Source organism: Mesorhizobium sp. NFR06 (assembly GCF_900115245.1).
GTDB lineage: Bacteria > Pseudomonadota > Alphaproteobacteria > Rhizobiales > Rhizobiaceae > Mesorhizobium.
The window spans coordinates 47,593-74,437 of sequence record NZ_FOVT01000024.1 but is presented as its reverse complement, the minus strand read 5'-3'; the positions used below and the strand labels follow the sequence as shown (position 1 = coordinate 74,437).

At 61.0% G+C, this 26,845-nt stretch carries 22 protein-coding genes and 3 pseudogenes; 18 read left to right on the top strand and 7 right to left on the bottom strand.

Annotated features, from left to right (window positions below; all coding sequences use genetic code 11):
* Positions 1-1,385, top strand: a 1,385-nt coding sequence (locus F3H96_RS28400) for an amylo-alpha-1,6-glucosidase (protein ID WP_149804951.1), incomplete at its 5' end; no start/stop codon positions are given.
* A gap of 1,533 nt (positions 1,386-2,918) precedes the next feature.
* On the opposite strand, the gene F3H96_RS30775 is transcribed toward F3H96_RS28400, so the two are convergent.
* The 3 genes and pseudogenes from F3H96_RS30775 to F3H96_RS31410 form a co-directional block, all read right to left on the bottom strand.
* Positions 2,919-3,167 (bottom strand): cytochrome C oxidase subunit IV family protein, encoded by a 249-nt coding sequence (locus tag F3H96_RS30775; protein WP_188131572.1) that lies wholly within the window; start codon positions 3,165-3,167, stop codon positions 2,919-2,921.
* Between the two features lie 179 nt (positions 3,168-3,346).
* The gene (locus F3H96_RS28385) at positions 3,347-3,790 is read right to left on the bottom strand and encodes a cytochrome c oxidase subunit 3 (protein ID WP_149804949.1); all 444 of its coding nucleotides are present in this window, start codon (positions 3,788-3,790) and stop codon (positions 3,347-3,349) included.
* Positions 3,787-3,979, bottom strand: a pseudogene (locus F3H96_RS31410) (cytochrome c oxidase subunit I); the annotation flags it as partial. The gene F3H96_RS28385 and the pseudogene F3H96_RS31410, both read right to left, overlap by 4 nt.
* Before the next feature lie 1,854 nt (positions 3,980-5,833).
* Here F3H96_RS31410 and F3H96_RS28380 point away from each other — a divergent pair.
* From F3H96_RS28380 to F3H96_RS28350, 7 genes and pseudogenes are all read left to right on the top strand, one after another.
* Positions 5,834-5,956, top strand: coding sequence for a hypothetical protein (locus tag F3H96_RS28380; protein ID WP_348530099.1), 123 nt, complete (start codon positions 5,834-5,836; stop codon positions 5,954-5,956).
* A gap of 776 nt (positions 5,957-6,732) precedes the next feature.
* Positions 6,733-6,951: a hypothetical protein gene (locus F3H96_RS28375; RefSeq protein ID WP_149804948.1), complete on the top strand. Its 219-nt coding sequence runs from the start codon at positions 6,733-6,735 to the stop codon at positions 6,949-6,951.
* A 462-nt stretch (positions 6,952-7,413) separates the two neighbouring features.
* A complete protein-coding gene (locus F3H96_RS28370) occupies positions 7,414-8,157 on the top strand; it encodes a Crp/Fnr family transcriptional regulator (protein WP_149804947.1) in 744 nt (247 codons plus the stop codon).
* Positions 8,158-8,195: 38 nt separating this feature from the next.
* Positions 8,196-9,227 (top strand): HWE histidine kinase domain-containing protein, encoded by a 1,032-nt coding sequence (locus F3H96_RS28365; protein WP_188131571.1) that lies wholly within the window; start codon positions 8,196-8,198, stop codon positions 9,225-9,227.
* Between the two features lie 156 nt (positions 9,228-9,383).
* Positions 9,384-9,695: pseudogene (locus F3H96_RS28360) on the top strand (IS481 family transposase); the annotation flags it as partial.
* 576 nt (positions 9,696-10,271) lie between these two features.
* Positions 10,272-10,918: pseudogene (locus F3H96_RS28355) on the top strand (thiamine pyrophosphate-binding protein); the annotation flags it as partial.
* Positions 10,919-11,533: 615 nt separating this feature from the next.
* Positions 11,534-12,127 carry a response regulator gene (locus tag F3H96_RS28350; RefSeq protein WP_149804945.1) on the top strand — a complete coding sequence of 198 codons (594 nt, stop codon included), beginning with the start codon at positions 11,534-11,536 and terminating at the stop codon, positions 12,125-12,127.
* Positions 12,128-12,180: 53 nt separating this feature from the next.
* On the opposite strand, the gene F3H96_RS28345 is transcribed toward F3H96_RS28350, so the two are convergent.
* Complete coding sequence (locus F3H96_RS28345) at positions 12,181-12,612, bottom strand: hypothetical protein (protein WP_149804944.1); 432 nt, start codon at positions 12,610-12,612, stop codon at positions 12,181-12,183.
* 371 nt (positions 12,613-12,983) lie between these two features.
* Between F3H96_RS28345 and F3H96_RS28340 the strand changes: the two genes are divergently transcribed.
* Together F3H96_RS28340 and F3H96_RS28335 are read left to right on the top strand one after the other, a co-directional pair.
* On the top strand, positions 12,984-16,082 hold the full coding sequence (locus tag F3H96_RS28340) for a CheR family methyltransferase (RefSeq protein ID WP_149804943.1): 3,099 nt from the start codon (positions 12,984-12,986) through the stop codon (positions 16,080-16,082).
* Positions 16,083-16,093: 11 nt separating this feature from the next.
* Positions 16,094-16,474, top strand: coding sequence for a response regulator (locus F3H96_RS28335; protein WP_149804942.1), 381 nt, complete (start codon positions 16,094-16,096; stop codon positions 16,472-16,474).
* Positions 16,475-16,571: 97 nt separating this feature from the next.
* Here F3H96_RS28335 and F3H96_RS28330 read toward each other — a convergent pair whose 3' ends face one another.
* A complete protein-coding gene (locus F3H96_RS28330; RefSeq protein ID WP_149804941.1) occupies positions 16,572-16,949 on the bottom strand; it encodes a response regulator in 378 nt (125 codons plus the stop codon).
* Positions 16,950-17,453: 504 nt separating this feature from the next.
* Here F3H96_RS28330 and F3H96_RS28325 point away from each other — a divergent pair.
* Entirely contained in the window at positions 17,454-17,771 is a 318-nt protein-coding gene (locus tag F3H96_RS28325) for a hypothetical protein (protein WP_149804940.1), read from the top strand.
* A gap of 241 nt (positions 17,772-18,012) precedes the next feature.
* Here the strand turns inward: F3H96_RS28325 and F3H96_RS28320 are convergent, their stop codons facing one another.
* Positions 18,013-18,219: a hypothetical protein gene (locus F3H96_RS28320; RefSeq protein WP_149804939.1), complete on the bottom strand. Its 207-nt coding sequence runs from the start codon at positions 18,217-18,219 to the stop codon at positions 18,013-18,015.
* Between the two features lie 282 nt (positions 18,220-18,501).
* Positions 18,502-18,780, bottom strand: coding sequence for a hypothetical protein (locus F3H96_RS28315; RefSeq protein ID WP_149804938.1), 279 nt, complete (start codon positions 18,778-18,780; stop codon positions 18,502-18,504).
* A gap of 185 nt (positions 18,781-18,965) precedes the next feature.
* Here F3H96_RS28315 and F3H96_RS28310 point away from each other — a divergent pair, with 185 nt between their 5' ends.
* The 7 genes from F3H96_RS28310 to F3H96_RS28280 are packed head-to-tail and all read left to right on the top strand — an operon-like array spanning position 18,966 to position 26,840.
* Positions 18,966-20,072: an SDR family NAD(P)-dependent oxidoreductase gene (locus F3H96_RS28310; RefSeq protein WP_149804959.1), complete on the top strand. Its 1,107-nt coding sequence runs from the start codon at positions 18,966-18,968 to the stop codon at positions 20,070-20,072.
* Positions 20,069-21,136 carry an NAD-dependent epimerase/dehydratase family protein gene (locus F3H96_RS28305; RefSeq protein ID WP_188131570.1) on the top strand — a complete coding sequence of 356 codons (1,068 nt, stop codon included), beginning with the start codon at positions 20,069-20,071 and terminating at the stop codon, positions 21,134-21,136. The genes F3H96_RS28310 and F3H96_RS28305 overlap by 4 nt, the downstream gene beginning before the upstream one ends.
* A complete protein-coding gene (locus tag F3H96_RS28300; RefSeq protein WP_149804937.1) occupies positions 21,133-22,425 on the top strand; it encodes a TIGR04295 family B12-binding domain-containing radical SAM protein in 1,293 nt (430 codons plus the stop codon). Before F3H96_RS28305 ends, F3H96_RS28300 begins: the two co-directional genes overlap by 4 nt.
* Positions 22,410-23,510: a glycosyltransferase family 4 protein gene (locus F3H96_RS28295; RefSeq protein ID WP_149804936.1), complete on the top strand. Its 1,101-nt coding sequence runs from the start codon at positions 22,410-22,412 to the stop codon at positions 23,508-23,510. Before F3H96_RS28300 ends, F3H96_RS28295 begins: the two co-directional genes overlap by 16 nt.
* Positions 23,511-23,512: 2 nt before the next feature.
* Positions 23,513-24,643: a glycosyltransferase gene (locus F3H96_RS28290; protein ID WP_149804935.1), complete on the top strand. Its 1,131-nt coding sequence runs from the start codon at positions 23,513-23,515 to the stop codon at positions 24,641-24,643.
* The gene (locus tag F3H96_RS28285) at positions 24,640-25,734 is read left to right on the top strand and encodes a glycosyltransferase (RefSeq protein ID WP_149804934.1); all 1,095 of its coding nucleotides are present in this window, start codon (positions 24,640-24,642) and stop codon (positions 25,732-25,734) included. Before F3H96_RS28290 ends, F3H96_RS28285 begins: the two co-directional genes overlap by 4 nt.
* On the top strand, positions 25,731-26,840 hold the full coding sequence (locus tag F3H96_RS28280) for a glycosyltransferase (RefSeq protein WP_149804933.1): 1,110 nt from the start codon (positions 25,731-25,733) through the stop codon (positions 26,838-26,840). Before F3H96_RS28285 ends, F3H96_RS28280 begins: the two co-directional genes overlap by 4 nt.
* Positions 26,841-26,845 lie beyond the last annotated feature (5 nt).

Below are 26,845 nucleotides of genomic sequence, written 5' to 3'. Positions count from 1 at the left end.
GCCGCGTCTTCAATGACTGGCTCGCGCGCACGCGCGCCGACATTGCGTTGCTGACCACCGATCTGGAGACGGGGCCATATCCATACGCCGGTATTCCCTGGTTCTCGACCGCCTTCGGGCGCGACGGCGTCATTTCCGCCTTGCAGATGCTGTGGCTGAACCCCGAGCTTGCCCGTGGGGTGCTGGCGTTCCTTGCCCGCTATCAATCGACAGAGACTTCGATATTTGACGATGCCGAGCCCGGCAAGATCATGCATGAAACGCGCAAGGGGGAAATGGCTGTGCTGCGCGAGCTGCCGTTCGGCCGCTATTACGGCGGTGTCGACACCACTCCGCTCTATGTTTACCTGGCCTGGTCCTATGCCGATCGCACGGGCGATGACGAGTTCCTCGATCGCATGTGGGACTCGCTGTGTGCGGCCATCGCGTGGATGGAGGAGGTCGGAGCCCGCAACGGAGACGGTTTCGTGACCTATAGCAGGGCGGCAGATACGGGGCTTTTCAACCAGGGCTGGAAGGACAGCGCAGACGCTATCTTCCATGCCGATGGCACGATCCCCAAGGGACCAATCGCACTGGTCGAGGTGCAAGGTTACGTCTTCGCAGCCTATCAAGGCATGGCTGTGCTGGCCGCCAAGCGCGGCGATGTCGCCAAGGCAGCGCATTGGAGCGGCATGGCAGAAAGGATCCGCAACGCGGTGGAGACACAGTTTTGGATGCCCGACCGCAATTTCTACGCCTTGGCAATCGACGGAGAAGGCAAGCAATGCGCGGTGCGAGCCTCCAACGCCGGTCACCTGCTGTATGTCGGGCTGCCGTCAGCGGAACGGGCCCAATCAATTGCCGCGCAGCTGCTGTCGGGCCATCTCAACAGCGGTTGGGGCGTTCGCACGTTGGCCGACGACGAGCTTCCATTCAATCCAATGTCCTATCACAACGGCTCGATCTGGCCGCACGATACGGCAATCTGCGCCGCTGGGCTCGCCCGCTACCGGGAGCGCACCAGTGTCGTGAAGCTTATGAGCAGCATGTTCGAGGCGGCGGTCCGTTTCCATATGCGGCTTCCGGAGCTGTTCTGCGGCTTTACGCGGGCCATCGGCGATGCACCGATCGCTTATCCCGTCGCCTGTCTGCCGCAGGCATGGTCCGCCGGTTCCGCCTTCATGATGCTGCAGGCCTGTCTGGGGATCCGCATCGATGGCTGGAAGCGCGAGATCAATGTCGAACGCCCACGGTTGCCGATAGGCATCGACAACATCGTCATCCGGCACCTGGCCGTGGGCGAGGCGAAGGTCGACCTCAATTTCCAGCGCGTCGGCGACCGGGTCGTCTGCTATCTCGACGAGCGGCACGAGGGCCTGGTGCCGCTGGTCGTTCGCTCTTAGTTCGTGACCACGGAAGCAGGCCCGCCATTCGATGCTCACTGCGCTATCGAGGTGCTGCTGCGCTCGTCTCGGGTGCTCCTCTTGAATTGAAAAGAGGTGCTTCCAATCTTTTCCCTTGTGTCCAGCCCGGCATTCCTCTCGTGAGGGGTGCGGAAGGCTTCTTCATCAGACGCAGCTTGCGAGGCGCATCGCACTGCGGACCACATTGTCTTGACTGGACGGTGCCAGGTCCGATCGGGCCGTGTTGGCCGGATTGTGTAAGCCGGGCTCGATCAAGCTGATGAGAACCGACATCCGTGTTGCCGCAAGCGAAATGAACGAGAAAGTCGCCGCTTCACCCGCGGCGACCCTTCTGGCCTGCCGGCCCTCAAGCTGGGAGGTTACGTGCCCTTGCCCGTCGCAATGAAATGCGGATTGGCGAAATCCGTATCGCCGGCCTGGTTGCGCTTGCCGTAGGCCAGCTGGTCGACCAGCGCGATCTCCAATAAAGTCATCCGGTCACGAGCAGCCGGAGCATATGCCGATCGAGTTGGGGCAGCCAATAAGGTTTGAGGGCTCGGCTACCAGTGAAGGCCATCGCCGGACGGCTCAAAGCGGTAAAGTGTTCGACGGGACTGCCGCCAAACTGAGAACGGAAAACTGCTCGCACTTTTCCGCATTGCCTGGAGCTCCACCGAAGTCTGTCCTAATTGGAACTCGGGTGCTTATTGTCGGCGCTTTCTCGGTTCGTACCCCGAAGAATATTGCGATTGTCCGGGTCGACGAGGTCGGGCGGGCCGCTCCTGATCCCCTTCGCCTCGCCTCGCGCTTGCCGCCGACCGCTTCAGCTCCGCCTTCACGTCGACTTCCTTGGGCGCGTTCTTCGTGTTCTCATGTTCCTCGAGGATGCGCATCTGCTGATCGTGGGTAGTTCGTCCGGTCATTGCTCGCTCCTGTCTTTTGTCGGAAACGACTGTTGGTTGATCGTTCCGGTACGTGCGCAGAGTCTCGGCCGTGTCTCTCCGGGCGGGCTGCAAATGGACTGCGGCACGCTTAAGAAACTGGCTTTTTCAATCTTCGGGGCAACGGGCTCGCCGGTCCACTTGCTAACCGGGTGCGATTGTGTGGAGCATCGGCGCAATTCATATTCACTGAGCAAGTAGTGGATTCGTTCAAGGATGTAGCCGCTCGAATCTCAGGTAGCTCGTCGCTTCGCTCAAGTCGCGGCAGGCCTTTGTGCCTAACGTTTGTTAATGCGAAATACGAGAGGACGGCGCATAAGGTATTTCTGCCCTGCCATTCGCGCGGGGCATGGGCCCGGCCTGTCTTGCCCAAGTCCCCCACCCCCCAAACAGGCCGGGCATCGTTAAACCCGTTTTGAGCCAGAGATCACCCGGCAGTCAATCACCGAGAATGGTGTTGATTATCTACGCTTTGGACGGGCCTATTTCCCTCGACAGCAAGTCCTCGACCTTCGGTCGAGCGCCCGGCCCTGCGAGGCTGCTCAAGATGAACAACTACGTCGGCATGCCCTCTGGCGATTGATCCCCATTCTTATCGGCCGATCAGCGTCAGCCCGAACAGGATGACGAGCCAAAGCCCGGCAGCCCCGACGGCCAGCCTCGGCAAGGTGCCGGTCAGATGCATGAACAGTAGGGCGATAAGGACCGCCTTGGCAGCCGCAATCGCCAGATTGAGCGCGACGTTCAAGCCGCCGAGATCGACCAGGGATGAGCCGACCGTCAGCGCCAGCAAAGCTAGCAACCCAAGATAGCCGAAACTGAGTTTGCGCAGTTCGCTCATCGGTTGATCAGGTAAGGCAGGGGGAACATGAACACCCAGATGATGTCGACGAAGTGCCAGTAAAGACCAACGGCCACGACCCGGCGCAAGCGGTTGGCGGGACTGGCTGTCCGCCAGAGCGCCATCATGCCAAGGATGACGACGATACCGCCGATCAGATGCAGCGCCTGGCAGCGAGGTCATCGCGAAATAGAGGTCGAAGAAGAATTCGGCATGAGCCGGATCCGGTCCGGAATAGCGAAACGGAAGGCCAAGCAGCGGCGCCAGGCCTTCTTGCCGTATTCGATCCCTTTCACGACCAGGAAGCACGCCCCCAGCGCCGAGGTCGCGGCCAAAGCCTGGATCGTCGCGCGCCAACGCCTATGGAGCGCAAGCATATGCGCCAAGGCCATGGTGAAGCTGCTGGTGATCAGGACGGCCGTGTTGACGGTGCCGAGCGGCAGCGAAAGACATTTCGAGGCCGCCGCGAAAGCGGGGCCGAGATCTATATGCGCCACCAGAAAGATCAGGAAGATCGCGCCGAACAGCATCGCCTCGGAGCCGATGAACACCCACATCGCAAGATTGTCGGCGCGCCGTTCGCGCCGGGGTGTGTCGAAGGCGACACTTTCTGTGCCGCTCATTGCGCGGCCTCCTTGCGGTGCGGGCTGAACCGCTCATGCTCAAGCCCAGGCATAGGCAGGCCTGGTGATGAGGGGCATGGTCTCGAAATTATGCGGTGGCGGCGGCGAGCTTGTCTGCCATTCGAGCCCGGTGGCGTTCCACGGATTGTCGGGCGCGCGGTCGCCGCGAAACAACGACCAGCCGAGGTAATGTGCATGGCGATGTTATAGACTTTGGCACCGCCTGGGGTGTGGCCTTAGTAGCTGCCGCGATGCGCATGGCCGTGCACGACGGCCTCACCTGGAACCGATCGATCGCGTTTCCGCTGATACCCACCGTAGATTTTCGACAGCCATTTGTGAAGGACGTCGTCCCGCGCGAGCTCATCGTGATCCATTGCCCTCGACAGATAATGCGAGCGCGCACATGAGGGCCTATGGCGGGCTCGCCGGGTCATGCTAATCGACACGCCCACGCCTCGCCAAGGCGGTCCTGCCTCGGGACCAACAGCGCGGAATTCGCTTTGTTTCTGCCGTAAAATCGGCTCGCCGACGGACCAAGGCTTGGGCTACCCACGCCGCTGTCAGGAAGCCCGCAGTCGCCCGCTAAAGGGTGAGGACGCCGAGGTCAAGCACGTCGTTGAAACTCAGGACGTCTAGGAAGGCCAAGCAAGAGAACTTGTGCGGCGTATGGCAACGACCGGCGTAAGATTGATGATACCGAATCCTACAAGGACAATAAATAGCCGGTCTATTCCTCCCGCCATATCACTGTGCGCACGCTCTCAGGTCGTGGAATCGGTCGACTGCGATGCAGGTTCAGAACCAGGCGGCAAGCACGACGGTTGCCGCAAGGATGCCGGCAAGAGCTTTTGTGAACCAAAGCAGGAGCGCATTGGTTGTTAATCGAACATCGTTTTGAAAGGAGAGGCTTCCTGTGGACCTTGCTTCACTTATCAGTCTGAAATGTACCCGCCGTTTGCCCCCGGATAGACGGCCAGAGCCCGCTGGCTGCATTTCGAGCGGGCTCTAGGCCAGCTTGGACAAAATTAGCGACGCGACAGCGCCACGGATCATGGAACCGAAATGTTCCGGCCAGCAGTAAATTAGCGACTGTTTTAACTAATGTTATCGGGAGGGCGGATGGTGCGTGCTACCATCCAACGCGGGTAAGAGCCGTGCAAACCACCTCGGCTTTCCACTTTGGCTCGCTCCTCGGAGTGAGCCTTCTTTTTGTCTCACTCCTCACGGAATCCTGCAGCGATGCGTGCTGCAATCCTCTTCGCCGTATAGGTGTTTCGCGACCTATCACCCGTTGCATCCATCGCGTTGCAGCTCTTCATGCCAGCCTTACCAACATGCTTCTCAACGCCCTTCCAGGACGCTCGTGCATCCTGCGATTCAGGGTGATGAAATCGCAGCCGCATAGCGGCCGCCGCCTCTTTACGCCATCAGGCCGAAACCCGGCTTGCCTGGCTCGAAGGCGGGCAGTTCATATTGATCGATCGCGTGGCGCTCGCCTTACGTCAGGTGTCGTGGGCGATTCCGGTGGACGCTATGGTGGTACTTTGGCGCCATGCTTCAAGACCGCCCTGGTCGACAAGAGGAAAGATCGATTGGCGCGCCAGGCTGCTCGCATGCCGGCTCGCAGAACAATCTCGTCATCAAGGATATCAAGTTAGCCGTTGCCGACTAGCGAATTGGAACGTACGAGCGGGTAGACCGTTCCACGGACGGAAGTTGTGCGGCGGGAGGCCGCTTTGGCAAATATCAGACGAGAGCCATGTCGTGCCGGCCGGGCGCGTTTGAGTTGGCCCCGGGGTGCGCCTCGCTTCGAAAGCTGGCATGAGCGAGGGCAAAGTTCGCGACTTTCGGAGCGGCAACAGCAAGCTGAGAGCAATTCGGTTTGGGCTGGCAGCAGGCGGCATTTTTTGTGCTGGACGGTCATCAGACGCTTGGCGGCCTGGGCGTTCGGGCTGAAGGGTCTTGGTTTGCCGAAACATCCTTTCGAACAAGGCGAGGCAGGCATCATCGCCAACTGCCAAATGGAACGGAGAAACAGCCATGGGCGACGACAAAACCAAGCGTGATTTTCGGGACCGCGACCGCGTTTCGGCCGATGAAGATCACGAAGTCCGCTATTTCGCCAGCAGCACCGTATCACGCCCGAGCAGGTTCGGGAACTGATTGGCGAGCACGGCAACGAGAGGAAGACTTAGGAGCGTGAAGCCAGAAAGCTCCGCGGTTGATCCAAGGTGAGCCGAAAACCTTGGAGCCCCTCGCGCTCGGCCGTCGCCAGAAAGTGCCAGGTCTGGCCGGATGGCGAACGAGGCAGCTTGTCCCCGGTGTGCTCCCACCCGCGAGATGGTGAACCGCCTCTATGACCGGCTGCGATCCATGAAGCTCAGGCGCTGGCGATCGTTGCGATTTACCGCTTGACCAAGCTTTTTTGAACATGAACGCTGGAGTAAAAGACGCCCGATGCCTAAAAATCGACCGCCACTGGCCAGCCCGTCTGAACAAAACCGCGGAGGCGGTAGGGCCGCCTCCGAAGAGAACTTCAATCGCGCGATGAAGAATGCCATCAAGAGCGCCAAACCAACGGACAAGGCCCCGCCGCTGCCGACCAAGAAGGTGGTGAAGTCGCTGCCACGAGCGGACCAGGAATAGATCGCCTGACCGGAGCTGACGGCTGACAAATTCTAATTTAGAGAGCCGCCGGGTCAACCTGGCATGACGGGATCCCAATGTCACAATGACCTGGGCCGCGAGGGTGCCCAAGCGCGGGTAGTCGGCTTCTCGCAGACCCTCTTCATCGGTCGGCCCAAACCGGGCTGGCGAGTCCCGCGTTAGAGCCTCAAAAGAATTTCCGCCTTCCTCTCATGGGTTAATGCGCGGCCCGGAGGCCGGGCGCAATCATCAACTGCAAAATCAAAAAAAGCGCAGCTTAGGGAGTTTGCGGCGTGATCAAATATCATCCTGTGCGACTGAACGAACTCATCGAACACTATATGGAAACGCGTTCTTCACATCGCTCGCCGGTTTCGGTGGCCGGAGCCACAAGGGCCATTCTGACCGTCATGCCGGATTGCTCGGTCGACAGCCCGCAATTGACCAACATGATCGCGCGGTCTGCCGTCAAGCACGGGCACGCCGTGAGCTTCGATTTGATGGGCATCTAGTTGGGCGACATCTCCATGAAGTGTGCTGGCAACGGCCGGCGCATCACAATCCAGCAAGTGGCACGCCAACTCAGCGGGTCGTGAGGCCTCTCAAACCTGCGAAGGTCGACAGAACGGGAAGAACGGCCGTCCGCTTCGTATCCGGCGGCGGCAGTCCTCGTCGCGCTAAAATTGTCTTCGACGGCAAAATCGATCGTTCCCGCGAGGTCGAGATTGAATATACGGCGTCAACGCGGTCGGTCCTGACCTTCCAATCCCTGTTCCCTGGTCGCGGCGGGCCAACGACTTCAGACCGAGCGCGGCGAGCACTTTCGTGATATCGTGTGCTCAGGACACGGGAATTCCCGACTTCTCATCCATGATTTGCCTCCTGAGGGCAGCCATTTGGACCGTGGCGCAGTGCTGGAATAGGTAGGGTCGCTGCCACATCATTCTGTGTATCAACGAATAAAGACGATAAGGATGAGCCGACCTCTGATCCGCAAGCTTGAGAAATTCACACGTCTCTCGCAAGCCGACAAGGAATTGCTGATCAAAATAGCGGCGCAACGGGTTAGGCGCTTCGCCGCGCGTGAGGACATCATCCATGAGGGCGAGAAGCCTGAATTCATCAATCTTATCAATGAGGGCTGGGCCTGCCGTTATAAGACCCTCGAAGATGGCCGCCGGCAGATCATTGCATTTTTCCTGCCCGGCGACCTCTGCGAGCTCAACGTATTTATCTTGAAGGAGATGGACCATTCGATCGGCGCCATTACTCCGGTCGCGGTCTCGGAAATCTCGCGCGCCGCCTTCGACGAGATGATGAACGGAGATGCCCGCATCACTCAGGCTTTTTGGTGGGAATCGCTCGTCGGCGCGGCGATTCAGCGCGAGTGGACGGTCAACCTTGGCCAACGCGATGCGCTGGAGCGGATGGCGCATCTCTTATGCGAGCTGTTCATCCGGCTGGAAGCGGCCGGCTGCACGAGCAATCGCAGTTGCGAATTGCCGTTGACGCAGACCGAACTGGGCGAGACGCTGGGCATGTCGACGGTCCATGTCAATCGCACGTTGCAGGAGTTGCGCGCCTCGAACCTCATCGTGCTGAAGGACAGGGCGCTTACCATTCCCAACCTGCAAGCATTGCAGGATGTCGCGCTGTTCAACCCCAACTATCTGCATCTCGATCGCGAGGGCAGGCACCTCGATGCCAATGAGGAGTGATGTCCAAGGGCCGGTCGGATAAGCAGCTGGAACGTGGCTTGGCCGAGGTCAAGACAGCCATGCGCGAGCATGCCCGAGCTGAGGCCCAACTGATCAAAAGCCAAGCGAGCCTGCAGGAAATAAGCGAGGCCGCCTCGGACGTGTTGTGGATCTGCAATGCCGAGACGCTGCAGTGGGAGTACTTGACGCCGGCTTTCGATGCCATTTACGGGATCAGCCGGGAAAAGGCCTTGGCAAGCGGCAACTTCGCCAGCTGGATCGACCTTGTCCTGCCCGAAGACCGCGAGCGTGTGCTGGTCCAAATCCAGCGCATTCGCGACGGCGAACGCGTGACCTTCGAATACCGGATATGCCGGCCGGCCGACAATGAGATACGCTGGCTGCGCGATGCCGATTTCCCAATGCGCGATGAAGCGGGCAAGGTCGCTCATATCGGCGGCGTCGGTCAGGACATTACGCGCCAGAAGGAGTTCGAGGAACAGCAACAGGCCCGCTTTGCGGAATTGCAGCATCACGTGCGCAATACGCTTGCTGTGATCCGCTCCATCGTCAGGCGCACGATGGAGAAGAGCGAATCCCTAGATGAAGCCGCTGCCCATCTGGAAGGCCGCATCAACGCCTTTGCCCGGGTGCAGGCGGCGATTGCCCGCTACCCCTCAATCGGCATTAACTTGGCGTTGATCGTCGCCGAAGAGTTACGGGCGGCAGGAGCCCGGGAAGGTGAGAACCTGACCATTGAAGGGCCCCCTTTGGTGCTTACGCCTAAGGCCGCCGAAACGATGGGATTGGCCATTCACGAACTGGCGACGAACGCCTTGAAGTATGGAGCGCTTTCGAGTCGAGCGGGCCGCATCCGCATCGAATGGTGGTTGGACGAGGACCTGGTCCACTTCGCCTGGATCGAAAGCGGCCCCCATGATATCAAACCGACCGAGCGGCGCGGCTTCGGCCTGGAAGTGCTGGAACGAACGTTGCCATACAAGCTCGGAGCCTCGGTCGATCTACGGATCGCCCCGAGCGGTCTCATTTTCACAGCCGCTATCCCGCTTGATGCCATCGGCAGCCAGTAGCACGTCCACGGTTGGCAGCGTCGATCACGGCCCTCTTGTGTATGTCGCCCGAAATGTGTGGGGTTTCGGGCAACGACACGCATCAAAACAACGAACTAGGTGTGTAGTCCCTGAGTGTGATGGTGCATCATTAACGCTGAGTCGTCAGGATGCGCTATGGCAAGTGTTCTTCACGGCAGCGCCCGCACGACGCCGCGTCTTCGAGCCGAGTTCCAAGCGTCGCAAGAGAGCACCCGGACCCTTGCCGCACGCTACAACTTAGACCCGAAGACAGTGGCCAAGTGGCGTAATCGGACCACGACAGCCGACACACCGATGGGACCCAAGACGCCCAAGAGCACAGTGCTGAAACCGGCTGAAGAAGCTATGGTGGTGGCGTTCCACCAGAAGACACTATTGCCGCTGGATGATGTGCTTGGTTGCCTGAGGGACCTCAGCCGTAGTGCCTTGCATCGCTGCCTCCAGCGCCAACAGGCTTCGCATTACGGCTTTCATCCGATCGCCCCAAGAAGATTTCGGGACCGAACGGCTGCCCGCCGCGATTGTTCCGGATTGCCGCCGTTGGGGTTTTTGCTTCTTAATTCGGCCTGTGCTTAATTCGGCTGGTTCTTGCGCGCTCGCAGCACCAACGCGGCATCCAGTTCCCGCGCAAGTTCCAACATTCGAGGCGGCGGCTCGTGGTGTCTCAACACGTCAATCGCGAGGGCCATCTCGCGTTCCGGCGTCGTCACTCCGGAAGACTCAGTCTCCGGCCTGAGCGCTTCAGTTAACTTCTTCACCAGCCGTTGTTCCCTTTGCGTGGGCTTAACATGGGTTAATGCTTTGACTACAACCTGCTGAGGTGAAAAAGGTTCCTGTGCTGCCGGTTTTCGGCGAAGGGGTAGAGATGCAGGCGGAGGCCGGCAGGCCTTGCGTTCGCGATGGCGTTCTACCTTGCGCACGGTTTCGTCTAAGCGCCTGTTCCATTCCGTCACCAATTCGCTGCCCCGACAAGTGAACCAACCGCAGCCCGGCTGGTTCGGAAGGCAACAGCGGAGCCTTGCCATGCCAAACGCAGCCGAAATCCTCGTTGACACAGAACGTCGAAGTTGTGTTCGGCCTGCCCGGCGACGGCATCAACGGCGTGATAGAAGCGCTCCGCAAAAGCCAGGACAAGATATCCTTCGTTCAGGTGCGGCATGAGGAATCGGCCGCGTTCATGGCCTGCGATACGCCAAATGGACCGGCAAGCTCGGCGTGTGCCTTGCCACCTCCGGGCCCGGCGGCACTCACCTTCTGACCGGCCTTTATGACGCCAAGCTCGACCAAGCGCCGGTGCTGGCAATCACGGGCATGCAGTTCCATGACCTCATCGAAACCTTCACTCAGCAGGATGTCGACCTCACTCGTGTGTTTAACGATGTGAGCGTCTATAACGCGCAGGTCTCGGATGCCGCGCATATGGAAAACGTAGCAAGCCTTGCCTGCCGCACGGCGCTTGCCCGCAAGGGCGTTGCTGATCTCTCGATCGCCAGCGATATCCAGGAACAGCCCGCCAATACGGCCAGGCGATCCAAGCGAAACCGGCCCGCGCATATGCCGCAGCATATCTTCGTTCCTCACTGCCTGCGCAGGATCGAGAGCTGGAAAAGGCAGCCGGCATCCTCAACGAGGCGCGTCGGGTGGCGATCCTGGCGGGACGCGGAGCGCTTGGGGCGACGGCGGAACAAGGGCGGCTTTCCCAATTGCGGAGCAGGCCAATTCAAGTCCCGATGGAACAAACTTCCTGGCACCCGCTTAGGCGCCGGCAGTTGAGCTCAGCCGCGAGAGGCGCGAAGGAGGATTGGGACCAGGCCGTCCAGGAGATCAGGCCGGAAGATCGCAAGCCGAGCGGGGCCTACCGGATCCTACGGCAGGCGTGGCTAGGACCCTGCTGCCAACAGGCCGGGCGGCTAGCGCCGGCACTTGCCATGCGTCGTAATTATTCCGCTGGTCGTCCTGCTGCTGATCGGGCTGATCGCTCTCTGGGTTCGGGCTCACCAGAACGGCGGGCGCCCGAGCGGCGGCGGCCAGCAGCCTTCCCCGTACGCTGTCGATCAGAATGGCTGAGGCGGAAGGCGGCTTTGTCGTGCCAAGCCGCAGCCGGGCAGAATGGGCCCGTATGAACGCCGTCCCGGCGCGTAAGCCTTAGACAATTCCAGCTTCGCTTCTGGTGCGAATAACGGCGGGAACGCTTCGTTTCTAGCGGCGTTGATCCTTTGGTTGCCTTGCGATGATCCATGCGCCCGGCTCTCTCAGTCGCAAACTCAGGTGGAAGGAAGCTTCGCGTGCGCAATCTTCGGGGACTTTATCTCCTGATCGCGGAAGACGAGTGGCTGCTGGCCAATGATCTGGCGGCGTATTTCGCTGACATGGGTGCCATGATCCTCGGACCCGCAGCGACGGTGGAGCAGGCTGGGCGGCTCGCAAAAGCCGCGGAGGCCGCGATCCTGGACATCGATCTCCGTGGCCGACACATTTTTCCGGTCGCAGACGAACTGGTGCGGCGCAACGTGCCTTTCGTGTTCTTCAGCGGGTATGGCGAGATCGCCATCCCCGAGCATTTGCGTTTTGTGAGCAGCCTGAGCAAGTCCTCGACCAGAGCAGCCGTCACCAGTGCGCTGTTCCCGGGGGAGCCCATGCCCAGCGTTGCGCAACCGGTGCCCACGGGGGACGATGTCATCTCACTGCTGCCGAAGCTCCGGCTCACCGCGCGCCTGCTGCTGGGGGATGCTGGAGCCTCTGATCGCCTCGTGGAGGTGACCCTGGAGCGGGCGCTCGAGGACATTGACGAGAAGCCTCCCGGCTCGTCGACTGCCGATTGGGTCCAAACCATCATGCGCAATATGGCACACTCGCGCGGAGCCTCTTTGCTGCATTGAGATGAGAGGCTGCCGTGTCGCCGGCGACCTGCGTTCGCCGGGCGACTAGCCTTTCAGTGCACAAAGCGGCTTCTAAGCCACGCGAAGAAGCGGTTGGCGCTGATCAGCCTGCGAACACGCGCCGCGGCCCAGCTGGCTTTCATCGTGGTGCCGGCATGACAGCTGCAGACGACGTCATGCAATTGCCAGTCCGAAAGCTCGAAGAAGCGTTTCGCCTCGCCATAAGTATCCGATCGCAATCCGGCTGCGCGAAGCAACGGGTCCGCGAACGCTACTGAGAGTGCAGATCCGTCCGCCCGCACCCGTTCGCGAACGTCGGGATCGACATATTCGGTACCTGTTAACGCCGCGAGGCACCGTAGCGGACTCCGGTCGAGCAGTTCCGCCCAGCGCTCTATCCGCTCCGCTCTCGTTGCAAGGGGTATTAAGCCAAGCCGATCAATGACGGCAACCGATTGTAGTTCATGCGGTGTCTGATGCTTCATTGCTGTCTCCTGTGATTGGAGCGGCGACATCTGCACAGGGGCGTGACGGGCCGGTCCGAGCTTGAGCCCGCGCCTGCGAGGTACAGGCGCCGGCCGATCGGGTGTTACCCACCGATCTTCGACAGACGCCGTGCACGGCGTCTGACACCCAACCGAACTATGAGCTATCACCGATGTTCCGGGGCAGGCGGCGGCCGACTTCGTGACCTCGCGGGCTTGAGCTCTTTCGGTACTCGAAGCTCCGCCTCAAAAGATATTGCCTATCGCCTGCTATGGGTGCAAATCCCTCGCAACGATGGGTAAATCAGCCTAATTTGGGAGGTTCGCCTCTTCTGCTTGCGGTCGAGGCAGGCCACATCGGGAGCCCAATCATGTCAGCGCGCGCGAAATTTCCAATCGTCGGAATCGGCGCATCGGCCGGTGGCATCCCGGCGATGGAAGACCTCTTCAAGAACCTGCCGGCTTCGCCAGGAATGGCCTTCGTCGTCGTTACTCATCTCAGCCCCGAACGCGAAAGCCTGCTGCATGAAGTACTGGCGCGTTATACCGGCATGCCGGTAAGCATCGCCGAGGATGGAAGCGAAGTGGACCCGGATCACGTATACGTCATGCCGCAGAACGCCGTGCTGAGGATCGAAAGCGGCAATCTGAGGATTAAGCATCAGAGTGCGGCGTACCGAGAACGCAAACCAATTGATGTCTTCCTGGGCTCGCTCGCCGAAGACCAGGGGGAATACGCAGTCGGCATCATCCTGTCGGGCGGCGATGGCGATGGTACGCTCGGCGCGAAGTTGATCAAGGAGCGCGGCGGCCTCGTGCTGGCGCAGGGAAGCGATGGTACGCGGCCGCGCAACGCCGACATGCCGCAGAGCGCCATTTCAAGCGGCGTAGTGGATATTGCCGTGCCGGCAGAAGAAATGGGCGAGAAGCTGATCGCCTTCGTCCAAGGCTTCAGCACGCTTGATCGACTGACGGAGGGTGGCGGCCCCTCGACTGCCCACATGGGCCGCGCACGCGAGGAGATCTACGGCATACTCAAGGCCCATTCCGGGCACGATTTCTCAGGCTACAAGACCAAGACGTTCCTCCGCCGTGTCAAGCGGCGTATGCAGATCGGCCAGATCACTGAGCTATCCGCGTATATCGAATTGCTGCGCAGGGATCCGCCCGAGGTCACAGCGCTGTTCCGCGACCTGCTCATCAATGTCACCGGTTTCTTCCGCGACACCGACGCCTTCGAATTTCTTGCGAAAAGGGTCGTCCCCGAAATGTTTGAGGGCAAGACCGCGTCCGACACGGTTCGAGTCTGGGTGCCAGGATGCGCCACCGGCGAAGAGGTCTTCTCCATTGGTATGCTGTTTCGCGAGCATATGGACGGCTTGCCCGCGACGCCGAAGATCCAGATCTTCGCCACCGACATCGACGAAGCGGCTTTGGGGGTAGCGCGTGCGGCGCGCTACCCCCAAACTTCGCTAGACGGGGTTTCCGCCGAAAGGAGGCAGCGCTTCTTCATCAATGAAGGCGAGAGCTTCGTGCTGACAGGCGAGGTGCGGGAGCTTTGCATTTTCTCGCCTCATAGCGTCCTCAAGGACCCGCCGTTTTCACGCATGGACCTGGTCTCCTGCCGCAACCTCCTCATCTATTTCGGGCCGGAGATTCAGCAGCGCGTCATACCCATTTTCCACTACGCCTTGAGGCCGGGAGGCTATCTGTTCCTTGGCACGTCCGAAAGCATAGGCCAGCATGGTGATCTGTTCGCGACGCTCGACAAGAAGCAGCGCGTCTTCCGGGCCCGCGAACATATTTCGGCAAGATCGCGCCTTCCGCTGCTGATCGGCGAAGGTCGGACTGCCCGCTTATCCGGGGACGACAGCGATGGAAGGACACGCGCGAGCGCCGGCTATCCGCTGCGGCAGTCAGTGGAATTGCAGGTGCTGGAGCGTCATGCCCCGCCACATGTCGTTGTGAACGCCGAAGGCGAAGTCGTCTATTATTCGGCGCGGACCGGCAGGTATCTGGAGGCCGCCCAGGGTGCCCCCAGCCGCCAGTTGCTGACCATGGCTCGGCGCGGACTGCGACTGGATTTGCGAGCGGCCCTTCGCGAGGCGGCCAGCACCCATCAATCTGTTAGCCGCGCAAACGTAGCCGTCGACGACGAGGAACATCGTCTGCACTTGGTCAACATCATGGTTGAACCGCTGCCCCAGCGAGGAAATAGCGAGCCGCTATACCTTGTCCTGTTCCAGCCGACCGGAACTTCCGGAGCAAAGCCAGATCCGGAATCGGACATCCGCGAGGTCGAAACTTCCGCGCAACTGGAGCGAGAGCTGCGCGACATGCGCGAACGGCTGCAATCCACGATTGAGGAATATGAGACCGCACTTGAGGAATTGAAGTCATCGAACGAGGAGCTTGTGTCGGTCAACGAGGAAGCACAGTCGACCAACGAGGAGCTCGAAGCCTCGAAAGAAGAAATGCAGTCCCTCAACGAGGAGCTCAACACGATCAACGCCGAGCTTTCCGACAAGATCGAGGAATTGGACCGCGCCAACAGCGATCTTCGCAACCTGTTTGAGAGCACGGACATCGCCACAGTATTCCTCGACCGGGACCTGGTTATACGCACGTTCACGCCCGCGGCGTCGGAATTCTTCAACTTGCGCGCCTCCGACGTCGGTCGGCCGTTGAGCGACCTTTCCAGTCGGATTGACTATCCCGAAATGCAGGCTCACATCGAGCGGGTGTTCGCGGAAGGCGAGTCCATAGCTCATCATCTGGCGCGTGATGCCAAGGGAAGCTACTACCTTGTGCGGCTGATTCCTTACCGCGACAAAGGAGCGCGAACGCAGGGCGTGGTGGTTACCCTTGTCGACGTGACCCCCCTGGCGGAAGCCGAGGAACATCAGAAGATCCTCATCTCGGAGTTGAACCACCGCGTCAAGAACATGCTTGCCGTGGTGACCAGCATCGCCAATCGCGCGCTGGAATCCTCCAGTAGCAAGGAAGAATTCGCAGCCGCCTTGGTCGGCCGGCTGGCAGCAATGTCGCGTGCCTATGGCGCACTCTCAAGAGAGAATTGGACCGAGGTCTCAGTGCATGAGCTTATCGCCCAGGAGGTTGGGGCCATCGATACTACGCGTTTGACCATCACTGGCCCTGAGGCCAGGCTCAAGCCACAGCAGTCCCTGTCGATCGGCATGGTCCTGCACGAACTCGCCACCAACGCCGCCAAATACGGCGCGCTTAGAAACGAACGTGGCAGGATCGAAATCGAGTGGTCGCTCGCGGGCAACGAACTGCAGTTGGTCTGGAAAGAGACGAACGGGCCGCCGGTCAAGCCGCCTGAGCAATCGGGCTTTGGGCTGTCGCTTGTGAAAGGCGAGATCGAGTACCGGCTGAGCGGCGTTGTGGAAACAAATTTCGCGGCAAGTGGTTTGGTGGTGAGAATCTCGTTTCCAATGACCCGCTGACTGGAGCAAAAATGTACCGCGTGCTTGTCGTCGAAGACGAGTGGTTGATCGCGGACGACAGCGCGGCGACGCTGCGCCGGGCTGGCCACCAAGTGGTCGGTCCAGCACCTTCGGTCAAGGCAGCGCTGGAATGCCTTTCGCGCCATGAAATCAACGCGGCGCTCCTTGACGTGCAGTTGTTCGACGAAACAAGCTTCAGGATCGCGGACCAGCTGCAGGACAGGAACATTCCTTTTGCTTTTGTGACCGGATGTGATGATAGCAAGCTGCCGGTCCGCTATGCAAAAGTTCCGGTTCTGCAAAAACCGGTGCTGCCGCACTCTCTGCTAGAGATGATAGCGCAGCTTGCGTCGAAGATCCGCGGTTCGTTCGGGCAAGACCCGGCTGGTTGACTGCTGGCCATCCGGAAGACGTCGTAGCGGCAACTAGAGTGCTGATGAGAAAGCGATGTGGTTTTAGCCCAGAAAACCGTACAGATTTCAAGCCAAATCATCCGGCGCTAGTTTCCCTTTCGACACGATCTTGAACGAGCTGGCTCGCAAGTTCGACCAAATGGTTTATTGGCGCGGGTTTCGGCAGATAAGGGGCGCCGTGGAAGATCGGCGATTGAAATTCTGGATCATAACCCGAATGCACGATGAAGGGCACGCCGCTCTCTTTCAGCCGAGCCGCAGCTGCACCATGTCGCCCATCCAGCAATTGGATGTCTACGATGGCCAAATCCGGCACGTTGTCTTCGAGCCAGGCTGAGGCCGCCCGTTCGGAAGCTACACAGGCAACCTCAAAGCCGCGTTCCTTCAAGCCATTCGCCACGTCCGATGCGATCAAGTACTCATCTTCGATAATCAGTGCCAAGGGCGCTTTCATAACGGCCTCCTACAACGCTTTTTGCCACCTCCTCGCTTGCGTTTCCAGGCGTTCTGCTTGTCAGGAAAGACCACGATGCCTTTGCGCGAGGCGCTTTCGACATTGCCAGACGGATTTGGACCCGCCTGGTCCTGAGGAATATCCTTGCCAGGGCGAAGTTCGGTCACGGCGCGTGTCGACAAGGCGGCGCGGGCGTGGAACAGACGAAGGAACTCGGGCCTGAGCCCGTCGCCCCTGGAGACGGCAATCGAATGTAGCGAAATGAGGGGGCCCATCATCCAAGCTTTCATCGGCGCTATTCTCATCTGTTCGATGCTTGCCTCGTGATCTTCGAACCTTTGGATACAAAGCTCCCTTGATGCGAAAGTTCCCGTCCGTCCTTGAAAATCGCGTTCTTAATCGGCAAAGCCGGCGCAGCTGGGCACGTCCAAAAAACACCGAGATTGCGTCGATGGCGTTGGAACAGCGACGCGGGACAAAGGTTCGGAGGCAAAGGAAGCGCCGATGTCACCGAACGAACGCACCCCCGCGGCGGACCGGAGCCAGATCCAGGCTGGCAGGACGCAGGACAAGACACCCGGGTTCGATCCGGCGGTTGCACCCCAAGAAACAGATGCCGAGGCTGCGGGTTTCCCAAGCTTCTCCGCGCCGGCGACACGAAATGAACCCTACTTCACCAACCAGGCGAGTTTCGCCAACGCCATGAGGCCTCCGAAGGATGAACCCGACCTGCAACCGCGCAGTAGCGGACTGATGCTGGCGATTATGGCTCTCGTCGTTCTGGCGGCTGTCGTGTTCCTTCTCGCCGCGGCCCTGCCATAGCTGGAAAAGGAACATCGCTCCTTCCGGCAAGTTCGGAAGCGAAAGGAGGCGATCACGATGGCTGGCTTGAGAAGTTTCTTTCGGCATCTGTTCCAGAAAGCAAGGCGCGCGTCCGATCCATCCCCGGTAGACGCCATAGTGCGCCTGTTGCGTGACGCCGAGGAGCGAAGCCGCCGACCGAAGAACTGAGCAGCGACGGTCGTGGCGAATGGATCTCTGCCTTCGACCGGGGCAGAGGCAATTATGGCTCGTCGTAGATATGCTCGTGGATGATGCCAAGAATTTGCAATCTCACCGTTTCTCGCGCGTCAGGTTGGATGAAGGGCATCAACAAATCGACCGTCTCTTCGACACGCCGCGGTAGATCCGCGCTCGGATCGCTCAGGTAGCTGCCATGAGCGTAGATGTTTTCGGTCAGCTTCTTGTTCAGCTCGGAAAAGAGTCCCATGGCCAATGCTCCATGATGATGGCCCAACAGAAGAACTCCGAATGGTTCCCTCGGCCGCATGGCAATGTCTATCCACCACGAGGAAGTCGTGGCGTGAGGACCATCCGCTGAGCTTTCCCGCCGCATTCGCGCTGCGCCTGCCGGCGCGGCTAAAGCGGCGAACGCTCCGCTCACCGGACTGCCGGCGACCGCACGCCGGGACACACCCGCGTTGGATCGATCTGGCATTCCCATCCCCTCTTGCATCCCATCTCCTGATGAACGCGCTCGGCGGACTTCAGGTCAGCCATTCCCGTTCTGGTCGCGCTCGACGAATTTGTTGAAACGGCTGGTCTTGCCGCTACCGGCTTCGTCCTGGTGGAGAAAGGCGAGATTGTTCTCATCGAAAATGCGGAAGAATTCCTCCCACTCGATCGGCTCCAGCGTCTCTTCGGGTTCGCCGAAATCAATCCGCAGGATGCCGCCCTCGCCTCGGGTGCGAACCACGGCCGGCTGGCCGTCCCGTTCCTCAACCCACTTCCGGATTTCATCGTGATTTGTGGTGGTCTTCGCTTCGGACATGAACTTCCCTTTCTGGCGCGGGACTGGTGAGCGGCCCTAACAGCGGTCAACAGGCATTGTTCCAAGAAGGCGGAGACCTCTTTCAGAGCAGCCGGCTCAGCTGCGGCGGGAACTTTGTTGAAGCAAGGGAACAAACCTTTTGCCGCGCAGTTCGGGGGCCTAAGCAAATCCCCAACGGAGTCGTCGTGAAACGCATATTGGTCACGGGAGGTTGCGGCTTCATCGGCCGCCACGTCGCCCAGGAACTCACCAAAAACGGCTATGACGTGCGGCTGCTCGATGCGCTAGTCGACCAGGTTCACGGCGGCGAGGCCATCAACCTGCCCACCGGAGCCGAACTGATCAAGGGCGACGTGCGCGATCGTGATGCGGTCGCCGAGGCCGTCTCGGATGTCGATGCCGTCATTCATCTGGCGGCAGAGGTTGGCGTTGGCCAGTCCATGTATGAGATCGCTCGCTATGTCGGCACCAATGATCTCGGCACAGCAGTACTGCTGGAAGCGCTCATAAAAGCTCCGGTCGAACGGATTGTTGTGGCCTCTTCAATGAGCATCTATGGCGAAGGCCTCTATGAAACCGCCGATGGCAAGCGGATCGATGACGCGCGTCGTAAGACCAGTGACATCAAGGAGGGGCGATGGGATCTTAAATCGGCTGCGGGTGAAATTCTGTCACCAGTTCCGACCGACGAGGAAAAGCGGCCCGATCTCGCCTCGATCTACGCACTGACCAAGTACATGCAGGAGCGCTCGGTCTTGATTTTCGGCCAGGCCTACGGCGTCGATGCGGTGGCGTTACGCTTATTCAACGTCTTCGGCGCGGGACAAGCTCTTTCCAATCCGTACACTGGCGTGCTTGCTAATTTCGCGTCGCGCCTCGCCAACGGCAAACGGCCGACGATCTTCGAGGATGGCGAGCAGCAGCGGGACTTCGTCCATGTGCGCGACGTCGCCGCCGCATTCCGGCTCGCGCTGGAGCAACGCCAGGCAGCCGGCCACGCGATCAATATCGGCAGTGGGCACGCCTATTCGATCCGCGAGGTCGCGCGACTGGTGGGCCAGGCGATGGGCATTCCGAAGCGGCCGCCTGAAATTTTGGGGAAGGCGCGCTCCGGCGATATCCGCAACTGCTTCGCCGACATTGCCAAGGCGCGTGACCTGCTCGGCTTCGAGCCGATGCATTGCCTGGAAAATTCGTTGGGCGAATTCGCGACCTGGGTTCGCAACACAGTCGCCATCGATCGCGGCGCCGAGATGAGGCGTGAGTTGGAAGAGCGAGGACTGGTCTCGTGAGCCATCTGCATCGCCACCCTGGCAAGGCGCCCGTGGCCGTTATTGGCGGCAGCGGCTTCATCGGCTCCAACCTTGCCGACAGCCTACTGTCGGACGGCGAGACGGTGCTGGTCATAGATAATCTCAGCCGCCCCGGCGTCGAACAGAATCTCCGCTGGCTGGCGCAAAGACATGGCGACAGGCTGAGCGCGGAAATCGTCGACATACGTGATCGAAGTGCGCTGGCAGCAGCGCTGGCGCCGGCAAAGGCCATCTTCCATCTAGCCGCCCAAACAGCGGTAACGACCAGCCTGAGCGATCCCGCGCAGGATTTCGAGGTCAATCTCAAAGGCACGTTCAATGTGCTGGAATCCGCGCGCGTCAGCGGCGCCCCCGTCGTCTTCGCGAGCACCAACAAGGTTTATGGCAGCCTTCCCAGGGTCCCGGTGCGACAAGCCTCCGATCGCTGCGAGCCGCTCGATGACAATGTGCGCAAGAACGGCCTCGACGAGACAATCGGCCTCGATTTCTGCACCCCCTACGGCTGCTCGAAAGGCGCGGCCGATCAGTACGTCCTCGACTACGCTAAGTCCTACGACTTGCCGACGGCAGTCTTGCGCATGAGCTGCATCTATGGACCGCGCCAGTTTGGCACCGAAGACCAGGGCTGGGTCGCGCATTTCCTTTTGAGCGCGCTCTCTGGCCGGCCCATCACCCTTTATGGCGACGGCAGGCAGGTGCGCGACATCTTGCATGTCTCGGATGCGGTGGCTGCGTATCGGGGCGTGCTGGCCAGGATCGAGGACCTTAAGGGTCAGGCATTCAATCTGGGCGGTGGACCGCGCAATGCCGTCAGCCTGCGCGGGCTGCTGGCCGAAATAGCCGAAATATCAGGCCGCGATATTGCGCTTCGCCACGACCGCGAGCGCATTGGCGACCAGCCGTTCTTCGTTGCAGACACCCGCAAGCTGGAGGCCGCGCTCGGTTGGCACGCTCGTATGCCGTGGCGCGAAGGGGTGTGCGATCTTGCCACCTGGCTGTTGCGGCATCGCCTCCAGCCGGAAGCCGGGAGGTTCGTCGCATGAAGGTCGCCCTGGTCAATCCTTATTGGACATACGAGCACAGCATCTATTTCGGCTGCAGGCAGCCGCATTTGCCGCTCGAGCTCGGCTACTCCAAGGCAATGCTGGAAGCCAAGGGTCACGATGTGCTGATGCTGGACGGCTTGCTACAGGAACTCGACAATACTGCCCTTGCCGAACGCGTTGGTGAATTCGCACCGGACATGACCGTCGTGACCACCGCGCCGACCTACCTGTTTTGGCGGTGCGCGCCGCCTGAATTGCGCGTCCCCGCGGAATTCCTCAATCGCCTCGCCGGGCGCGGCGGAAGAACCGTTGCGGTTGGTCCTCATGGCTCGGCCACGCCCGCCCCCACCTTGCGCAAGCTCGGCGTCCATGTTGTCGTGCGGGGTGAATGCGAGGAGGTCGTGGCGGAACTTGCGGGCCAAGCTGACTGGAGCAGCGTGCAGCACACCGCCCATCGCCATGGCGACGTCGTGATCTCGAATGGGGGCGTTCACGCCAGCCGGTTTGTAGACCATCCGGCGCTCACCTGGCCGTCCGACTGGATCGCGGCGCATGGCCATCACCATCATAGGTTCGATACCCATCAAGAGGGAGCCGGCGCCGAGGTTGAGGCATCGCGCGGCTGCCCCTACAATTGCAGCTTCTGCGCCAAGATCGACTTTCGCGACGCCTACCGGCGCCGAAACCACGACGCCGTCATTGCTGAAATCGACGCCTTGATCGCGCAGGGGGTTGGGTACATTTATTTCATCGACGAAATCTTCCTGCCGCAAAAGGCTTTGCTGCAGGCCCTGGTCGAGCGCGATGTGCAATTCGGTGTCCAGACGCGCATCGACCTGTGGAAGCCGGATCTGCTGGAACTGCTCGGGCAAGCCGGCTGTGTCTCGATCGAGGCAGGCCTCGAAAGCCTGACCGTTGAAGGCCGGGCGATGCTGGCCAAGCGCTGCCGGCTGGACACCGAGGATCTCGCCGCTCTCTTGGTCAACGCCCGTCGTCACGTGCCTTTCGTGCAGGCCAATCTCATCGGCGTGGTCGAGGACGATCCGGCACTCGTGGATTACTGGCGCAAGCATCTGATCGACCACGGCGTATGGGCCAATGAACCGGTTCCGCTCTATCCCTATCCGAGTTCTCCCAGCTACCGCAAGCTCTGGGGCGAGCCGGACGATGTCGCCTGGGAGCGTGCGCATGAGCACTACCTCGCCTCGTTCCAGTCGTTCAGCGATATCCAGGACCAGCAGCCGCGCGCGCTGAAAGAGTTGGAGTCCTCATGCTGCAGTCATTGACCCATCGTGCGCGCCGCATCCTGATAACGACCGACGCCGTCGGCGGGGTCTGGCGCTATTCGCTTGATCTGGCACGCGCGCTTGCCGCCCATGGCGACAGTATCGTGCTTGCCGGCCTCGGGCCACAGCCTTCGGCGGAGCAGGCACAGGAGGCCCAATCCTTCGCCACGCTGGCCTGGCTTGAGTCTCCGCCGGACTGGATGACCCGCGACGAGAGTGATCTCGGCCGCTTGCCCGGCGAGTTGCAGGCCCTTGCTGAGGCCTATGCCATCGACGTTGCTCATCTCAACGCGCCGGCCCAGGCGGCCGGGCTCGATTTGCCATCGCCCGTCATCGCGGTATCGCATTCATGCGTGGTCACATGGCTGCAGGCGGTGCGCGCGCAAAGGCCGTCCGGCGAATGGGCCTGGCAATTGGATCGCAACAGGGCCGGCTTCGATCGCGCCGACGCCGTCATCGCTCCGAGCCGCAGCCACGCCGACATGCTCGAAACCTGCTACGGCGCGATCGCAGGGTTGAGTGTTGTCTACAACTGCGCGCTGCCCCGTCCGGGAGCCGCGAGCCGCGAGCCTTTCGTCTTCGCCGCCGCACGCTGGTGGGACGAAGGCAAGAATGCAGGTCTGCTCGATGCCGCGGCCGCCCTTTGCCAATGGCCGTTTCAGGCCGCCGGTCCGCTCGCCGGCCCAGACGGACAGCGCGTGCACTTTGACAACTGCGTATCGCTCGGCTCCATCAGCCACGCCAGCGTTCGCCGCCTGATGACGCGAGCGGGCATCTTCGTGTCAACCTCCATCTATGAGCCCTTCGGGTTGGCCGCTTTGGAAGCCGCGCTCTCGGGCACGCCGCTGGTGCTTGCCGACATCGCGACCTATCGCGAGATCTGGGACGGCGCGGCGGCGTTCTTTGACGCCCGTGACCCTTATGCGCTTGCGGCGTGCATCGAAAGCCTATCCCACGACGAAAGCTTGCGGCATCGGCTCGGCCAGCGCGCGGCGCTGCAAGCACGCAAATTCTCGCCGGCTGCCCAAGTGGCGGCGATGTGCGAAGTCTATGATCGAGCGGCAATGGCCGTCGCGGAGCGCTGACAATGCGCTTCGTGTTCTACACCCATTCGGCCGTTTCCGACTGGAACCATGGAAATGCTCATTTCCAGCGCGGAATCATGCGCGAACTTGTCGCGCGCGGGCATGAAGTGGTCGCGCTGGAGCCTGCCGACGGTTGGAGCCGGTCGAACCTGCTTGCCGAGCAGGGGCCCTTCGCCATAGAGCGCTTCCGGCGAGATTTTCCGGAGCTGATGACGGCGACTTACGATGGCGCTTTCGAACATGAGGCATGGCTTACCGGCGCCGATGTCGTGATCGTGCACGAATGGACCGACCCGGAGCTTGTTGCCCGCATCGGCCGGGCCCGCGCTCAGCGGGGCGATTTCACACTTCTGTTCCACGACACGCATCATCGCGCCGTCTCCGCGATGCAGGTGATAGCGGCCCTTCAACTGGATCACTATGACGGGGTCCTCGTCTTCGGCGAGGTCCTTCGGGAGAGCTATCTTCGCGCCGGCTGGGGCAAACGGGTTTTTACCTGGCACGAGGCGGCGGACGAACGGCTGTTCAAGCCGTGGCCGGAGATAGATGCTGTCTCCGATCTTGTCTGGATCGGCAATTGGGGTGACGACGAGCGCAGCGCCGAGATCAGCGAATTCTTGATCGAGCCGGCAAGCGCGCTCGGCCTGTCGGGAACCATCCACGGCGTGCGCTATCCCCCGCATGCACTCACGGCTCTGGCGGATGCCGGCCTGCGCTACGAGGGCTGGATTGCGAACGCCGATGTGCCCAAGGCCCTCGCCCGGCATCGCGTTACGGTGCACATTCCACGCCGACCTTACCGGGAAAGCCTGCCGGGCATTCCGACGATCCGTATGTTCGAAGCGCTTGCCTGCGGCATCCCTCTAATTTCCGCGCCATGGTCGGACGAGGAGGGGTTGTTCCGCCCCGGCGTCGATTTCCTGTTCGCCCGCGACGGCAGCGAGATGCGTGGTCATCTGCGCGACGTACTGCACGACGCCGCGCTTGCAAAGACGCTCGCGTCGTCAGGGCTGGAAACGATCCGGGCGCGGCACTCCTGCCGGCATCGGGCGGACGAGCTGTTCGTCATACTGGCCGCCTGCGGCGACCGGCGAGCGTCAGAAACAATACCGGCAAGGGAGGCCGCCGCATGAAGATCGCCTTTTATGGTTCGAGCCTTTTATCGTCCTACTGGAATGGCGCGGCCACCTATTATCGGGGGTTGCTCAAGGCGCTGTCGCTGCGCGGCTATGACATCGTCTTCTATGAGCCTGATGTGTACGATCGCCAGAAGCATCGCGATATCGAGGCGCCGGATTGGTGCAGCGTCGTCGTCTACGAGCCGTCGGCGCATGCGCTGATGCAGGTCGCCTCCCGCGCCGCGCAAGCCGACATCGTCGTGAAGGCAAGCGGCGTTGGCTTCGAGGACGAGGCGCTGTTGCGTGCCGTCCTCGACCACGCTCGTCCCGATGCCCTGACCGTGTTTTGGGATGTCGATGCCCCGGCGACGCTCGGCGAGTTGCGCAACGAAGCTGGCCACCCATTGCATAAAGCGTTGAAACGGATCGGCATCGTGCTGACCTATGGCGGCGGCGATCCGGTGGTGTGGAACTATCGGGCGCTCGGCGCTGCCGAATGCTTGCCGATCTACAACGCGCTCGATCCGGAAACGCACCATCCGGTCGCCGCCAATTCGCGTTTCGCCTGCGACTTGGCTTTCCTCGGAAATCGGCTGCCGGACCGCGAGGCGCGTGTCGACGCGTTCTTCCTCGATCCGGCCCGTGCGTCGGGCAGTCTCCAATTCCGGCTTGGCGGCTCCGGCTGGGGCGACAAACCGCTGCCGCCCAATGTATCGTGGCTCGGCCATGTTGGGACTAAGGATCACAACGCCTTCAATGTCACGCCGAAGGCGGTTCTCAACATCAACCGCGACAGCATGGCCGCCAATGGTTTTTCGCCTGCCACGCGGGTCTTCGAGGCGGCGGGCGCTGGCGCATGCCTGATCACCGACGCCTGGCTCGGCGTCGAAATGTTCTTGACGCCCGGCCAAGAGATACTGGTTGCGCGCGACGGAGCCGATGTCGCCGAGATCATGCGCACTCTGACGCCGCAACGGGCCAAAGCAATCGGCGCAGCCGCATTGCGGCGTGTCCTTGCCGAGCACACCTACACTCTGAGGGCTCGACTGGTGGATGACATCTTCAAGGCACATTTCGTGCGGCGCGCAATGGAGCCCGCGGAATGACGAAACCGCTCGACATCGTTTTCCTCGGCCTTTCGCTGTCCTCGTCCTGGGGCAACGGCCACGCCACGACCTTCCGGGGACTGTTGCGGGCGCTGGACGAACTCGGCCATCGCGTTACCTTCCTAGAGCGCGACGTGCCCTGGTATGCGCATCACCGCGATCTGCGCGATCCGGATTTTTGCAAGCTGCATTACTACGAGATGGTGTCCGAGCTTGGCCTCAGGCACCGGCGGGCGTTGCAGCGGGCCGACGCGGTGGTGATCGGCTCGTTCGTCCCCGAAGGCAGGGCGATCATCGACGAACTTGCTTCGCTTTGCATGGGCCAGTTCTGCTTTTACGACATCGACACGCCGGTGACGCTGGCGCAGGTTGCGGCGGATGATTGCGATTACCTAGCCCGCCGGCAGATTCCATATTTCGACGTCTACTTCTCGTTCACAGGGGGGCCGACACTAGAGCGTCTGACGTCCGAGTTCGGCGCGCGTCGAACTGAACCGCTTTACTGTTCGGTTGATCCTAAACGTCACCATCGCACCAAAGATGCGATGGAATGGGATCTCGGCTATCTAGGTACGTACAGTGCGGATCGGCAGCCCTCCTTGGAGGCGCTGTTGCTGCAGCCGGCGCGGCACCTGCCGGACCGCCGTTTCGTCGTCGCCGGCTCGCAATATCCGTCCGATATCGTCTGGCCCGACAACGTCGAACGGATCGAACACCTGCCGCCGGCGGAACATGCCGCCTTCTACAGCCGCCAGCGCTACACGCTGAACCTGACGCGTGCCTCCATGATCGAGGCCGGATGGTCGCCCAGCGTACGGCTTTTCGAAGCTGCCGCCTGCGGCACTCCGATCATCAGCGACCGCTGGCCGGGTCTCGAGAATTTCTTCCCCGATTCGGCAATCGAAACGGCCGCCGACGCCCGGGACGTCGAGAAAATCCTCGTGACGAAATCAGAGCGAGCGAGGCTCGATATGGCCCGATCGGCGCACGCAGCCGTGCTTGGGAGGCATACCGGCGCTGCGCGAGCGCACCAGCTCGTTGTGGCACTGACGCAACCCGTCCACGCGCGTCCCGTCATTGAACTGGATGTGGAAAGTGCAGCCTGAAGCAG

Excerpts from the sequence above, each read along its gene's own strand:
- F3H96_RS30775 (WP_188131572.1), bottom strand. The coding sequence starts at position 3,167 with ATGAGCGAACTGCGCAAACTCAGTTTCGGCTATCTTGGGTTGCTAGCT.
- F3H96_RS28385 (WP_149804949.1), bottom strand. The coding sequence starts at position 3,790 with ATGAGCGGCACAGAAAGTGTCGCCTTCGACACACCCCGGCGCGAACGG.
- F3H96_RS28380 (WP_348530099.1), top strand. The coding sequence starts at position 5,834 with ATGGGCGACGACAAAACCAAGCGTGATTTTCGGGACCGCGACCGCGTT.
- F3H96_RS28370 (WP_149804947.1), top strand. The coding sequence starts at position 7,414 with ATGAGCCGACCTCTGATCCGCAAGCTTGAGAAATTCACACGTCTCTCG.
- F3H96_RS28345 (WP_149804944.1), bottom strand. The coding sequence starts at position 12,612 with ATGAAGCATCAGACACCGCATGAACTACAATCGGTTGCCGTCATTGAT.
- F3H96_RS28340 (WP_149804943.1), top strand. The coding sequence starts at position 12,984 with ATGTCAGCGCGCGCGAAATTTCCAATCGTCGGAATCGGCGCATCGGCC.
- F3H96_RS28335 (WP_149804942.1), top strand. The coding sequence starts at position 16,094 with ATGTACCGCGTGCTTGTCGTCGAAGACGAGTGGTTGATCGCGGACGAC.
- F3H96_RS28330 (WP_149804941.1), bottom strand. The coding sequence starts at position 16,949 with ATGAAAGCGCCCTTGGCACTGATTATCGAAGATGAGTACTTGATCGCA.
- F3H96_RS28325 (WP_149804940.1), top strand. The coding sequence starts at position 17,454 with ATGTCACCGAACGAACGCACCCCCGCGGCGGACCGGAGCCAGATCCAG.
- F3H96_RS28320 (WP_149804939.1), bottom strand. The coding sequence starts at position 18,219 with ATGGGACTCTTTTCCGAGCTGAACAAGAAGCTGACCGAAAACATCTAC.
- F3H96_RS28315 (WP_149804938.1), bottom strand. The coding sequence starts at position 18,780 with ATGTCCGAAGCGAAGACCACCACAAATCACGATGAAATCCGGAAGTGG.
- F3H96_RS28300 (WP_149804937.1), top strand. The coding sequence starts at position 21,133 with ATGAAGGTCGCCCTGGTCAATCCTTATTGGACATACGAGCACAGCATC.
- F3H96_RS28295 (WP_149804936.1), top strand. The coding sequence starts at position 22,410 with ATGCTGCAGTCATTGACCCATCGTGCGCGCCGCATCCTGATAACGACC.
- F3H96_RS28290 (WP_149804935.1), top strand. The coding sequence starts at position 23,513 with ATGCGCTTCGTGTTCTACACCCATTCGGCCGTTTCCGACTGGAACCAT.
- F3H96_RS28285 (WP_149804934.1), top strand. The coding sequence starts at position 24,640 with ATGAAGATCGCCTTTTATGGTTCGAGCCTTTTATCGTCCTACTGGAAT.
- F3H96_RS28280 (WP_149804933.1), top strand. The coding sequence starts at position 25,731 with ATGACGAAACCGCTCGACATCGTTTTCCTCGGCCTTTCGCTGTCCTCG.